General features: G+C 33.8%; 10 protein-coding genes. 8 read left to right on the forward strand and 2 right to left on the reverse strand.

Features of this window, described 5'->3' with window-relative positions:
* Nucleotides 1–467 precede the first annotated feature (467 nt).
* The 4 genes from MHH33_RS06940 (at nt 468) to MHH33_RS06955 (ending at nt 4,653) form a co-directional block, all read left to right on the forward strand.
* On the forward strand, nt 468–1,112 hold the full coding sequence (locus MHH33_RS06940; RefSeq protein WP_342543309.1) for a hypothetical protein: 645 nt from the start codon (nt 468–470) through the stop codon (nt 1,110–1,112).
* Nucleotides 1,113–1,240: 128 nt separating this feature from the next.
* Entirely contained in the window at nt 1,241–1,483 is a 243-nt protein-coding gene (locus tag MHH33_RS06945) for a hypothetical protein (RefSeq protein ID WP_342543310.1), read from the forward strand.
* Between the two features lie 458 nt (nt 1,484–1,941).
* Nucleotides 1,942–2,460, forward strand: coding sequence for a hypothetical protein (locus tag MHH33_RS06950; protein WP_342543311.1), 519 nt, complete (start codon nt 1,942–1,944; stop codon nt 2,458–2,460).
* Nucleotides 2,461–3,435: 975 nt separating this feature from the next.
* Nucleotides 3,436–4,653, forward strand: coding sequence for a hypothetical protein (locus MHH33_RS06955; RefSeq protein WP_342543312.1), 1,218 nt, complete (start codon nt 3,436–3,438; stop codon nt 4,651–4,653).
* 241 nt (nt 4,654–4,894) lie between these two features.
* Here the strand turns inward: MHH33_RS06955 and MHH33_RS06960 are convergent, their stop codons facing one another.
* Nucleotides 4,895–6,049 (reverse strand): LAGLIDADG family homing endonuclease, encoded by a 1,155-nt coding sequence (locus MHH33_RS06960; RefSeq protein WP_342543313.1) that lies wholly within the window; start codon nt 6,047–6,049, stop codon nt 4,895–4,897.
* Nucleotides 6,050–6,478: 429 nt separating this feature from the next.
* On the opposite strand from MHH33_RS06960, the gene MHH33_RS06965 reads away from it, so the two are divergent.
* From MHH33_RS06965 to MHH33_RS06975, 3 genes are all read left to right on the forward strand, one after another.
* The gene (locus tag MHH33_RS06965) at nt 6,479–7,927 is read left to right on the forward strand and encodes a hypothetical protein (protein WP_342543314.1); all 1,449 of its coding nucleotides are present in this window, start codon (nt 6,479–6,481) and stop codon (nt 7,925–7,927) included.
* A gap of 720 nt (nt 7,928–8,647) precedes the next feature.
* On the forward strand, nt 8,648–9,232 hold the full coding sequence (locus tag MHH33_RS06970) for a recombinase family protein (protein ID WP_342543315.1): 585 nt from the start codon (nt 8,648–8,650) through the stop codon (nt 9,230–9,232).
* 121 nt (nt 9,233–9,353) lie between these two features.
* Entirely contained in the window at nt 9,354–9,875 is a 522-nt protein-coding gene (locus MHH33_RS06975) for a hypothetical protein (protein WP_342543316.1), read from the forward strand.
* Nucleotides 9,876–10,493: 618 nt separating this feature from the next.
* On the opposite strand, the gene MHH33_RS06980 is transcribed toward MHH33_RS06975, so the two are convergent.
* Nucleotides 10,494–11,315 (reverse strand): DUF6602 domain-containing protein, encoded by an 822-nt coding sequence (locus MHH33_RS06980; RefSeq protein WP_342543317.1) that lies wholly within the window; start codon nt 11,313–11,315, stop codon nt 10,494–10,496.
* Nucleotides 11,316–11,711: 396 nt separating this feature from the next.
* Here MHH33_RS06980 and MHH33_RS06985 point away from each other — a divergent pair, with 396 nt between their 5' ends.
* Nucleotides 11,712–13,766 (forward strand): RES family NAD+ phosphorylase, encoded by a 2,055-nt coding sequence (locus MHH33_RS06985; RefSeq protein WP_342543318.1) that lies wholly within the window; start codon nt 11,712–11,714, stop codon nt 13,764–13,766.
* Nucleotides 13,767–13,899: the final 133 nt, after the last annotated feature.

Genomic DNA, 13,899 nt, shown 5'->3' on the forward strand with positions numbered 1-13,899 from the left:
TAATTTGTAATAAAACTGCTCCATGAATGTGACAGGCATCTCATAAATTTCCATGTCAAATGCTACTTGCTCTACCTTAGAAGCTGCAATAGATTTCCTTTTCAGTACCTAGCCCCCTTGACTTATGGCTGCTATCTTTGTTTGGTGTCCAGGGGGCTGCGCCTTAATCGACCTAAACACGGAGTGGAAATCCCGACAGAGACCAATATTTACTTCTCTACTACTATCACAAATACCTACTTTACTTGTATTTGCAATCCTCATCTCGAAGCACTCCTATTTTTACGCCATTATTACCTGTAACAGGATACTGAGTGGCATGAGCAGCTTGTATTGAATATTTATCGGCTGGAAATACGAATAACCGAGATGTACAAATATTTCATTTTAACCAATTTCACATACGGTGGTTATTTGTTGCAGGACTTACGATCTTCCTGGGCGAATGTTATAAATGGAGGTGGAAAATGTTAAAAAATTGGACAAATCGTGATTGGTTATGGTTACTAGGAGTATTGATAAGTATAATAATTTTATTGATAGCATCAATATTTGCTAAAAGTAAAAATATAGAACTGAACTTCAGTATTGTATCAAGTGCAGTATCAATAGCATTGGCTTTGGTAGCAATATTTATAGCTTTAAGTCAATCCAGAGAAAATCAAGAACTTTCAACAAGTTTGAAGGTAACGATGTCTATTATGAATGAAAAATTAAACAGTGTGGATGAAAAAGTAAATAAAATTGATCCAGATATCCTCGTTAAGGTATATAAACAAAAAATTGATGATGTGATTACTGAGGTCGGTAAAAGTATTAAAAGTAGAGATAGTATTAGTCCTGAAGAAATTGAGGAAAAGTACCGAGATGAGTTAAATTTAGCAGAAATAGAATTCGAAGAAATATTAAAAGAGATGAATAGTAACAAAAAGGTTCCGCAAACAACCCATTATATGATAGGTGATAAAGTGGTACATAAAAAATGGGGGATTGGTGAAGTAGTTAAAGTTGATGGGAAGGGTGATAACACAGAAATAACTGTGAGATTTTCCGAAACTAATGGCATAAAGAGATTACTTGCTAAATACGCACCACTAATAAAATTAGACTAGAGCATCTCATTTGAGATGCTTTTTTATTTTTCATATGTCGGAATATGACTTACGAAATCATTACAAAATGATTATCCAATTGAGTATAGTAATACTTAGAGGTGATAGGAATAATTTCAAATGTAGTAATGGGAAAGTACAAAATTCAAACAGTATGGTCAAGCTTGAAAAAGGAAGAAAGCATTGCAATAGGCTATATTCGTGCATATTTAGGTGAATGTAGTGATGGAAAGTGGGTAGTGGTAATCACTGATTCAACTTGGGAGGAATCAGAAGTTCTAGTAGTGAACAATAGAGTTACTGCAACAAAACGGATACGGGATCGAGGGTTCTGGACAAGGATGCGTAAGATTTTTCCGAGAAAACAATAATCAAGAATGAGATAGACTTAAGAGCCTACCTAATTCAATCGTTTGGGAAGTTTAAGTATATTTTTAATCAATAGATTCATTCATTGGGTGATTACATTGAAAACAGTTTCCAGCGTAAGCTCATTGGAGATTGTTCGAGTATCTGAAGCCTCATTGTCAGGGAATGAAGTGTCTCATTTAAGACACTCCTTACCATGACCACTGGAACAGAGTGTCTGAAATGAGACACTTAGTGGTACCGTAATAAGACATACTAAAGGGAATAATAGAGACGAATAATTAATAAGATACAGATATAAGCCTCCCTCGAAATCGGGGAATTCTCAAATTTTCTGACGTAGGTAGCACGAGAGTTTGAACTTAGAAAGTTCAAAGTTCACTGCAACCACAAAGACGAAAATTATCACAGGTGAGGGTTAGAGAATTTACATTGTTAGTACAAAAGGGAGATATGTGAATTGTTAGAACCAGAGAAGGATATCGGGAAAATATTAAAGGAATCAATTTTTAAAAAACCATATTCAGAAGAAAAAGTTAGGGCGATATTATTATCGATTGGATACGAAAGTATTGAAGTAGATGATATTGGCAATGTTAAAAGATTTAGAATGATAATCAAGAATAAAATGCCAGTTCTACAATATGAAAGAACTCTGTTTGTTAAATTGGATAAAGATGTAAAAGTGAGAGACTTTGAGTTTGCTTATCAAAGAAAAGACGAACCAGAAAATATAGTCACTAATGTAATGATTGCAATTGTCTTCTTAGCGGTAATAGGACTTGTAATATGGTTTGTAGGCGGCTTCTTTATCGACGTTATTCAAGATCTGTTAGACAGTATGGATTACGACAGTGATGGCTCTGATTTCATAAGTGATACTGACGATAAGGACTTCGATGGCGATGTGGACTTTGATGATGTAGAGAAAAATCTGAATGATAGCCTTGAAGAGGATCTGAATGATGGTGACGATTAATTAAATTCATTACGTAGTGCAAGTAAGATGGATTTTAATTGTGCAGTTAACCCAAGGTGAGCATATCTCCGGAAATTATTATGAAGAAAAGCTTTCCCAGCATCGGAAAAGATTGTAGTTGAAATTTATTCATGTAATTGGAATATGGAAAAGCCCAACCATGTCATTTTATGGTTGGGCTATTTTGTGCTCTGAAAGCTTTCTTTTTTTACATTATCAATGTAGCGTTAACAATAGCTAATAAGTCGAGAAGTAATTCCACATTACATACCTTAATGTTATGGAGAGTAGAAGCACTTCATCTCACACCAAAACGGTATCCAAATATTTCGACACGAGACGTATTACCTATTATCTATTTAGTGGGAACAGTTTGCCTTAAACAACATATTTCAAGCCTAAACTTAATCTACCACGGAATTTCCTCAACAATTGAAAACGTACATTTCCTAGTAAAACATTAGCGAATCATCGAAGAAGAATACATTCTAAATAAAAAAATCATCTTTATTTCAAAAAAAGTACTTGACGTGTTTTTCATGTTAAATGGTCAGAAAGGGCAGCTTTTTTATGACAGTTAAAGCCCTAATTTCTTAAATTCGTACTTGATATAATAAGGTTTGCCTACTATTTAAGTTGCTTGTATTGAATATATTGATTGTATAAATACCTACATCAATTTCAAAGGAGGAGTAAAAGTGTGTAGAAAATAATACTGATAAATTATTGTTTCTCGATTTTAATGTAGAAATACGTACATGGATCGGTACTCTAATAAGAGAGAAACAAAGAATAAGAAAGAAACAAATAATAAGAGGGGAGACGCTCGCAGGCGAGCTGTTGTTTGTTCGCTAGCGCTTGTTTGTACGGCTAAACTTTGACATTGTTCAAGTTAGTTCTACTTCTGTTTGGAAAAGGTTAATGGGGGAAATTAACCGAAAGTCTAAGGGCATTCATTAATGACAAAAAACATTAATGAAAGTGTGGCTATTTAAATTGGAAATCAAAAATTTCGTAAAAGTACCAAAGAGTATCTTCAGCTTTGGATCAACTGAAACATATATTTATTCTGTAATTGGAAAAGAATCTCTAGTAGATGGGATTGCAACTGTGTACATGCCAAAAATGTTGGAAATGCTTGACCTTTTCAATAGAACGGAAAACATGAAAAAAATAAAACTTGCATTAACTAATTTAACAATGGGATTAGGAGTCAAACTCTATACTGATTTTAGATTGTCAAAACTTGAAATTAGAGAAAATATAAAGAGTTCACAACATTATTATATGAAAGTACCAGAGGTTAATAGCCATTTTGTAAAGCTATTTATAGAAGATTTCAATAACATAATGTCTTTGGACATACCAGAATCGAAGGCAGTTTTACTTCATCAGTATTTGTTTATTATTGGCATGGTTGATGAGAGTGGTAAAGTTAAAAAAATTAGTTATCCGACTATAGATCAAATATCTGATGCTATTGGAATTAATAGAAAAACCGTAATGAAATATAATCAGATTCTGCTTGATTTGGAACTAATCTATTACAAAACAGTATCTGTTAAGGAAAAGTCTTTAAATATATATTCTCGCTGGAGTGATCAAGAAGATGTACTTGAGGCTTGTTCTGAGGTCAGAAAAAAAGGTCGATTCTTTAAGGAACAAAAGAAGAAAGATGCAATTGCCCCCGAGAGAATATCCCAGGCATCTATCAAAGCTCCGAATCAAAAAGAAGTAATCAATAATGTAGATCCGTCTATCCAGTCTGCTCTAGAATTCTTTACTAATGCTGGTTTAGCCTTTCATAAGGGGACTATTGCAAAGTTGAATGAGGCAAGGGAAATCTGTGGAGTAGAGGGTACAGTGATAGTGATTAAGGATCTAAAATTAATATGCAGTAATAGTATGCCAGAAAATCAATGGGCGGGTTATTTTTCGAATAATATCATCGCAAAAGCACATCATCGTAAGGCTCAAGGAGAAGCTCAAAGGAAGGCTAATGCAAAGTTAGATAAAGAACCTAATTTTTCTATTGATTATAAGGAATTGTTATTAGAACGTAAAAGAAATCAAAAGGAAATGCAAAAAGACAACATTGGGAACGATCTACTTGAAAAGGATTACTACCGTCACATATCAGAAGAAGAAAAGCCAACAGATAAGAACTGGCTGGCTGGATTAGGTTTAGCTTGATAAACTATACTTCAAAATTAAAGTGCGAGTTTAACCATTCGAGTAATAATTTAAAGAAGGATCCAATTAGGATGCCTCTTTTGATGCTAGATTAAATCTTGTAAGCCCCTAACTCATCAGGGGCTTTTTTTGCAAAGTTTGGATAAATCAATACAATAAATCTTCTTCAATTAACAGATTTTCAGTAAGAGAAATAGTGGAGAAATCATGTTCGATTACATACTGGCTTTTAGAAAAAGTATCATTTCTTGCGATAAGCCAACCTATTAAGAAGATAATGATTTAGCTCTTGATAAGTGATGTATTTTCTATCTAGATATATTGTTGAATCCTTATACAAGTAATCTATAATAGAAAGCAATTGTTTTTGATTGGCTGTATCGCAACTAAAACTGTTTCCGTCCTTGTAAAAAGTCAGTTCATTCTCTAAATCAAGCTCTCTTTCCAAGAATACTTTAAGTTCAATTGCATATTGCTTTGAATGACAAACATATCCAAGTCTGGTCTCATAACCGTAACCATTTCCTGTTATTCGCTTTCTAAATCTTATATACCCATCTCCTTCAATATATCCACGAATAAAGTGTCTCATCAACTGCTTGGGAAGAAATTTTGGGAACTCGAGAACAGAAGTCTTATTCGGAACCACACCTTTGTCGATTAAGTTGAATACAAATTGTTTGGAATAGATCCTCAATGAGCATACATTTACTACACTTGTATAATTTTTAAACTGGAGTTGCCTTGTTCTATAGGAAAGATTTATATTCCCGTTTAGGACTAGATTGAGTTTATTGAGATGCTCGTAATCAGCAGATTTAATCTCTATTCCAAATTCATGATTTCTAGCATCCTCGTTAACTGAAACATACCCGTCAGCATATATAAATCCCAGCCAATATGCCTTCTCTTCGCAATCGATTAACTTGAAATAGTCTTTGTTGTAGTTATATTTTTCAGGCAGCTTTAACCCAATTCTATTTGCCTTTAATTGAATCGAGTTTTCAGTTCTCCCAAGTGTGAAGGCTAATTCAGATAGTGTTTTAGTTCCAAAGTTGCTTATTAAAAACTCAATATCATTTTCACTCCAAGCGTTCTTAATATAACCTTTCAGCTTAAGCTGTTTAGCTTTTCCCGCTATACTATCTGTAGTTCTACCTAACATTTTGGAAATCTCTACAACCGTTGTAATGCCATAGTATTCTTTTAACTTAACTACTTCTTCCTCTGACCATTTTTCCTTTCTGATAGTTCTTGATAATCCCATTGAAATGCTTTTCTTCTGAATACTGTCGATACTTCTGTTAAGGGTATTAGAAATTTCTAGATAGCTGTTTATGCCTATATTATTAATTAAATATTCAACTTCATGTATTGACCATTTTCCTTTTACCACAACCCCCACCAACTTCCTTCGATTCCTTCACGATAAACTGTACTTTATTAGAATATCCAAATAAATGGTTTATTTGCAAAAGTGAAGTGACCAGAAAGTAGGTAACTTGATTTGTAGAGCTATACAAGTTAATTTTAAAAGCAATGTGCTTCAAAAAGTACACTTTCTGCAACACATTTTGTGAAACTGTGAAAAAGGGTTCGAGTAGTCCCAAAAGTATCGAGTTTGTTTATCAAACATATCATTTTTACGATTGACCTTTTGATATGAGGCAAAAGTGAATAAAGATTTGATTTTAGCTACCTCTCCTATTGCAATTCTCTATCTATTGTATTAAATGGAATATAGAGGTGTTTTGAAGATAATCAGATGTTATAATTACCTGTTCAATCAGAAAAGTTTTACTCATATACAAACTGGAGGAATCTAATGAAGTATTCAACCTTAATACAGGATAATTTAGAAGAAATTAAAGAAATTGTATCAAATTGGCCAATGAACATCACTTGTGAAGAAGTCTTAAATTGGGTTTTGCAGTTTGATATAGAGGACTATGAAATAGCTTTAAGAATAATTAGAAACTTAAATGTATTGGGTTTTGACGATGTCAATGAAGCTGTAAAAATTGCCTTTAGTAAGCTGAATAGAGTAGCTATTAAGGAAGGTTCTCACATTACTCAGAGAAATACTGTATATGCCGGGCTTGGCAACGCAGCTAAAAGTGGTTCGATGATAAGCTATCACTTCAGGATTTTAAATGGTATATCCGAAACCAACTTCATTCATGAATCCCATATAGAGCAGATAAAGAACAAAGAAATTCAAAATATCGTTTTAGTTGATGATGTAGTAGCTAGTGGAGATACTGCAGTTAAAGAAATAAATAGGCTGAGAGAATCGTTAATAATAATAAATCCAGAAATAAAGGTCTTTCTTTTATCGGTATGTGGTATGAGGAAAGGATTAGACAGAATAAATGAAGAAGTGGGTGTTAGTTCATTTGCTGCATATGAATATACAGAACTTGATACCATTACTTCTTTCGATTCTCCGTTTTATGAAGGTATTAAGTTTGACCAAAGAAACGCATTAAAAGAGAAGATAATCGAGTACGGGAAAATTACGTATAAGAGTGGACTTGGGTACAAAGGTATAGGGGCACTTATGGTATTTCCATACAATACTCCAAATTGTACATTACCTGTTGTATGGGGAGATGTTAAGGGATGGATCCCATTATTTAAGAGAGCGGGGAGAATAACAGGAATTTCCTCCGTTTTTGAAAACTTAGACAAAACAGCCAGTGAAAAGGTCAATAGAGCAAAACGGAATAAAAGTATTTCAACAGAACGGACGAAGACTTCTGAACTAGACTTGTATGTAGAAGGTAAACGAGATGAAGAAATGATTAAATTCTTATCAGATCGTTATAATTTTTCTATTAGGCTTGGTTATGAAAAAGTCAATATTATTACTATTGGAGGATTAGTATTCTCCAAAAAGGTTATTGAAGCATTAGAATTTGCAAAAAATGATACTGTTTTAATTAGTGATGCGGATGTTAAGCACCTAGAAGTGAAGTTTAAAAATAATGGAGTCAGTGCCCCTATTATTTTCTTAAATCCTTCAATAATACAGTTTTTTGATATGAAGGCATCTCTTCAAGCGGAGGAAATGCTAAAATTGCCCGGTTCTCTTATAAGTATAATCGATGAATATGTGATAAAAGGTGAACTTTCTGATGATTTATTGCATAAGCTCGAACGAAATATATTTAGAAATAAGGAGTTATTTGAAATATTAATTAAAAATGCTCTCAATGAAGATGCAATAAAAAGATTTATTGAGCAATTGGAGGAAGTGCTGAAACAAAAGTAATACACTTAATTGGATGTAAAAATGGTAATTGGGAAGTTGTCCATTCTTTATTAATTCCTTCAAGTTTTTCTTTGAAAGGGAAGGTATTTAATAAGCAAATACGTGATCAAGGTTACTTGACTATGTTGAGTAAGGTCACTTTTCCGATCAACCATCAATCAACTACGAGATAGGTACCAAGGATACCTAGGAATAGCCTAATGCCTAATCATACCGCCCCACGTGAAAAGCTATCTTAAAACCTGCTGAAGAATTAATTGATTGGAATTTGAGATATCTTAGGAACAAAGAGAAGTAAATCCAATAGTACAGTTCCAAACTATTCAATGGATTACTGAAATGAATAAAAAGTTTGTAACAATGCCAGGAGTGTCTCACATTTGGGTGCTCCCTTTTTCTTAAATTGAAGCCGACGATAAAATAGGATTTCCACTCGATTGATCAATTCTGAACCAGACCAGCGGCTCCTTTTCATAAATCTCCGAATTCAATGAACCCAAAGAAAGGGGCATAGTATTCTCTATACTTCCCTTTGCCTCTTCGTGTTTTCCTCACAACACTTTGTTGTTATCGTTAGAGTGTGGTCATTCGGTAACGTTTGGAAGTAAATAACAAATACAATGGTACCAAGGGATTCCGTATGGTTGTTTAGTTACCGTTTGACTGTTATCGAATTAGTAGTTACTATTTAGACAGATAAACAGTAACGGAGGATGTTGTATGAGGAAAATAGCATACATAAGAGTTTCATCTGAAAAACAGAATACTGCACGTCAACGGAAAGCGCTTAAAGAAGCGGGATGTGAGTCGTTTTACGAAGAGAAAATTAGTGGTAAGAATACAGATCGCCCAGAATTGCAGAGAATGCTATCGGAGATACAAGAAGAAGATATAATCATTGTTCATGAAATATCCCGTTTATCTCGTTCAGTAAAAGACTTGATAACCATAGTCGAACAAATACAAGAGAAGGGAGCATCTCTTAAGTCACTCAATGAGTCATGGTTGGATACTTCAGGTAACAACCCTATGAATGAGTTCTTACTCAATATCTTTGGCAGCTTAGCACAACTTGAACGTGGTTTAACATTACAACGTCAACGTGATGGTATCGAGATTGCAAAGAAAGAGGGTAAGTTTAAAGGACGCAAGATAGAGGTTACAGAAGGTGGTAAGAAGTCAGAGAAGGCAACACAGGCGGTTGAGTGGCATAAGGAAGGTAAGTCTGTAAGATACATCTGTAAAGCATTATCGATAGGTACTGGAACATTCTATCGGTTATTAGAGCGTGAAGGTTTACGGTAATGTAATAGATTAGTAATTGAGAATAAGAATTGAAAGATAAAAATTGCAATAAGAGTCAAGATCGAGGAACTAAAAGTTAAGTATTGAAATTGTATGTCTGAAGAGGATTTGATTTAGAAAGGTGGAGATTCCAATTAATCAAGAAGAGATGGTTCTAGTCAGCAAAAAGGATTATGAACTGCTTGAAAAGTTTAAGGCAGACAAGTTTATAGAAGAAGAGAAGATTAACAAATGGACTGAGAACATGCAGGATAATCTTGCGAAGAATAATTATGCCAGAGGATTCTTTAAGGGGTTTGACTTGAATAAGATTGACGAAGACTTAGAATGTGTCTATATCCTCTATGGACATGATGATGTCAAAGGACACTATCCAATTGACATAAGTCAATCAGAAAGACCAAGAAGCCAAGTGAAAGCTAAATTATCTGGACATGATAACATCAAGAAAATACATATTATCCCTGTTAGAAAAGTCATTACAAAGGATTTGAGTAAGAGAGCAACAAGATCATATATACGAGATATTATCAGTGTTCTTCTACAGAATAAATCTGAAAAGTTAGAATTGTATCCATCTAAGAGTGGTATCAGTTATAGTAACGGTGATGGATATACATGGGAACAACTAAAAGGGGATTGATATTTGATGGCACTTGCTTAATCTCATGTGTCTTTTGTTATGTCCAATTATTGTGAAAGTCAGTCTATACTAGGACTCTCAGCCAACTTTAACTGGGTAACTATACACAAATAAATAATTAAAACACTCTCACAGCTAATACCAAAAGATGCAAGTGGAACTAAGGGGATATAATGGTGTTTATTATTGGTTAGTAAAACCCACATTCTTAATAGCAAAAGACTATAGAATCCTTACACAGCATGAAAGTATTGTACCTTTGGCATCAGGTGAGGGGGTAATTCCTACATAATTTGCCCCAGTTCGAAGGGGAATGAGGCTTAGTAGGTATAGGCACACGTCACGAGTATTACTCCCATCCGATTAATGGTCACCAAGTCTAGTCTGTAGGAAGAGAAGCAATGAAATATTCATTGCTTCTCTTCTTTTTTACTTTACTAATAAAAAGTAGAGTAGTTAGGAACGAAATGAGATAATTGAACTCAAAACATGTTATTTATCAAGAAGACTTTGGTATTTCCTCCAAAAAATTCAGGGATCCCTCTTCTTCCGAGTTCAACTTCTTTTTTCATTAGAAGAAAAAATCACTAGAACCATGGCCATTTATTGCATGGCGTATTATTTATAAAAATCATCAGCAGCATCAATTCTTATCAGTTTGCCCTTAACTTCTATGTCGGTTAGATAAGGAAGCAGTACAAATGGGGATGTCTTAAGTTGACCAAAATTAAATACATTCAAATATGCTATAAATTTTGCCAATGTATATTCTTCCCATGGTTCGAAAATCCATCCAGTCCTATTTTTCACTGTTTTATTTGAAATAGTATTTAATTCTGGACACTTGTAGTTTGATAAAATACCTTTGTCATGTATAACAATAAAATCAAATTGTTCTTTTAACGGTGTATTGTTTTTCACATAATAATCATGAATTTCATAAATTGTCTTATTAATATCTGATTTTGCTTTCATGGTATACAAAAATGTTGGTATTGTGGATGCCCAATCTTTCATGCAATCACTTACATCTTTGTTTGATAAAGCAGAACTTGAACGTTTAAGTTTCTTAACACTTATTATTTGTTTCAATCCTCGAACGAGTTCAGATGTATCTTGTATATTAGGTTTTACCTCAATAGCCACATCTACTCCTTCGGCAAATATTAATTCGAATTTAGCTAACACCTCGGTATGAGGGTGCATTGGATTTAATACAAGACAGTCTAAGGAAGCTGAAGTTTTATTAAATGAATCAATAATCTTTCCTTTTGTTGTTCTGTAAGGCGTTGGAAAAAATTTTTTTATAAGAGCTTGAAAATGAATTTCTCTAAAATCAGCTATTTCTTGTGATGTACCTTTCCCTAGTTTTGATGCCTTTTCAAACTTTTCTTTTAGATCATTAGACTCATAAAGAAGATATTCATTTACTATGTTCATGCACTCTAAACTCCTTCTCTTTAAATACTGTAAGAAATTCCAACTATGAATTGCAAGAAATAGTCAAAATAATTGTAAACTTTACCACTAAAAAGAAGTGAAATAAAGAAAAATTAGTATTTTCAGAGAAAGTTTGTTTAATTTAAGTAATTTCATATTAATAAAATATTGGTTTTAATAAGAAATAGGTAAACATAATCAAGGACTACTCTGATATGGATTATTTTGGTATGATATATTGGGTTAATAGAACAAATGAAGTGGTTTTTGCTATTTAGGTGGAACTTACTATCAAATTCTTCCTAAATACATAGAATTGAGGTGCGTATTTTGGAAGATGAGAAAAGATATAAGAATGAAGTTATAAAGGCTTTTACTCAGAGGAAGGCTTCTCTATTGGATAATGAAAAAGCTCCTTCAACGAGTGTCAAAGGACTTGATACAATGAAACTTACGGGATTATCAACTGATGTCAAAGGACATGATACAAGTAAACTTACGGAATCAGCATCGGCATTCAAAGGACTTGATTTAAGTAATCTTACGGGAATATCAACTGATGTCAAAGGACTTGATACAAGTAAACTTACGGGATCAGCATCGGCATTCAAAGGACTTGATTTAAGTAATCTTACGGGAATATCAACTGATGTCAAAGGACTTGATACAAGTAAACTTACGGGATCAGCATCGGCATTCAAAGGACTTGATTTAAGTAATCTTACGGGAATATCAACTGGTGTCAAAGGACTTGATACAAGTAAACTTACGGGATCAGCATCGGCATTCAAAGGACTTGATTTAAGTAATCTTACGAGAATATCAACTGGTGTCAAAGGACTTGATACAAGTAAACTTACGGGATCAGCATCGGCATTCAAAGGACTTGATTTAAGTAATCTTACTGGAATATCAACTGGTGTCAAAGGACATGATACAAGTAAACTTACGGGATCAGCATCGGCATTCAAAGGACTTGATTTAAGTAATCTTACGGGAATATCAACTGGTGTCAAAGGACATGATACAAGTAAACTTACGGGATCAGCATCGGCATTCAAAGGACTTGATTTAAGTAATCTTACGGGAATATCAACTGGTGTCAAAGGACATGATACAAGTAAACTTACGGGATCAGCATCGGCATTCAAAGGACTTGATTTAAGTAATCTTACGGGAATATCAACTGGTGTCAAAGGACTTGATACAAGTAAACTTACGGGATCAGCATCGGCATTCAAAGGACTTGATTTAAGTAATCTTACGGGAATATCAACTGGTGTCAAAGGACTTGATACAAGTAAACTTACGGGATCAGCATCGGCATTCAAAGGACTTGATTTAAGTAATCTTACGGGAATATCAACTGGTGTCAAAGGACTTGATACAAGTAAACTTACGGGATCAGCATCGGCATTCAAAGGACTTGATTACAGTAAACTTACGGGAATATCAACTGGTGTCAAAGGACTTGATTACAGTAAACTTACGGGATCAGCATCGGCATTCAAAGGACTTGATTTAAGTAAACTTACGGGATCAGCATCGGCATTCAAAGGACTTGATTTAAGTAATCTTACGAGATCAGCAGTTAGTTCTCAATGGGTTCTTTCTAATTCATTGGTTGGTGAAATGTCATTAGTAAATACCGTAAAAGAGTCTAGTTACATTTTTAGTAAAATATCACGTGGTGAATATCAACTAAGTCACAGTTTTGATGAAGAAAGTAACAAATTAGAACATGTTCTTGAAAAAAACGATACAAAAGAAGTTATTCCAATAAAAGGTATACCAAGTGCAATGGCGATAACCGATGTAATAACTACTCTGAGTATTGATGAAGTAGGGGATTTCTATAATCACCTTGTAGAATTTCCATTACTTGGTTTAGCACACTCTATTGGATTGAAAATACTGAGCGATATTAGCAAAGTAAGCCTTGTGGATATTGAAAATTTAAACTTATTCCGGGTACGAGAACGTACTCCAAAGTCTGCTCCATTTACATATATTCAAATGTTCGAAGCTCCTTATGGATTTGCTTCACATGGAAGATATAACTCCATTGGTCAAGGTGAGTTGTATACATGTGAAGATAAAGATGTAGCATTAAAGGAAGTTGCTTCAACTGATCATGATATGAGATATGATATTGTCGAATGGAAATTAGTGAAATCATTAAAAGTATTAGATTTAGCTAGTTCTGATTCCCCATTAGTGCAATTCTGCAGTTTTGAGAAAACATCTAAGAACGGACAAGAATATTTTCTTCCGAATTTTTTAGCTCAATGTGCAAAGTTTCATGGCATATCAGGAATTAGATATAAAAGTGTAGCTAATCCGAATGTCTTAAACTATGTATTCTTTGATTTTGAAAAGAAATGGTTTAAAAGAATTGGTTTAGAAACTAATGTGCAAATTAGTGGGAAAAGGGAAATTGTCAAAGTGTAATGTATATGATGGAGGATATGAAGCATTACTGTTCTAGGTTTTTATCGGGCATCTGAGGAAGTACAAGTTGCCTTAATAGCAATGGGGCAAGTTTAAAAAGAAGAAAAAGCTATTCGTATAACAATCATGTTAT

Origin of the sequence: Paenisporosarcina sp. FSL H8-0542, from assembly GCF_038632915.1 — a bacterium.
Taxonomy (GTDB): domain Bacteria; phylum Bacillota; class Bacilli; order Bacillales_A; family Planococcaceae; genus Paenisporosarcina.

Bases quoted from the DNA above. Each gene is read 5' to 3' on its own strand.
- MHH33_RS06945 (WP_342543310.1), top strand. From the start codon at position 1,241: ATGGGAAAGTACAAAATTCAAACAGTATGGTCAAGCTTGAAAAAGGAA.
- MHH33_RS06970 (WP_342543315.1), top strand. From the start codon at position 8,648: ATGAGGAAAATAGCATACATAAGAGTTTCATCTGAAAAACAGAATACT.
- MHH33_RS06940 (WP_342543309.1), top strand. From the start codon at position 468: ATGTTAAAAAATTGGACAAATCGTGATTGGTTATGGTTACTAGGAGTA.
- MHH33_RS06955 (WP_342543312.1), top strand. From the start codon at position 3,436: ATGAAAGTGTGGCTATTTAAATTGGAAATCAAAAATTTCGTAAAAGTA.
- MHH33_RS06980 (WP_342543317.1), bottom strand. From the start codon at position 11,315: ATGAACATAGTAAATGAATATCTTCTTTATGAGTCTAATGATCTAAAA.
- MHH33_RS06965 (WP_342543314.1), top strand. From the start codon at position 6,479: ATGAAGTATTCAACCTTAATACAGGATAATTTAGAAGAAATTAAAGAA.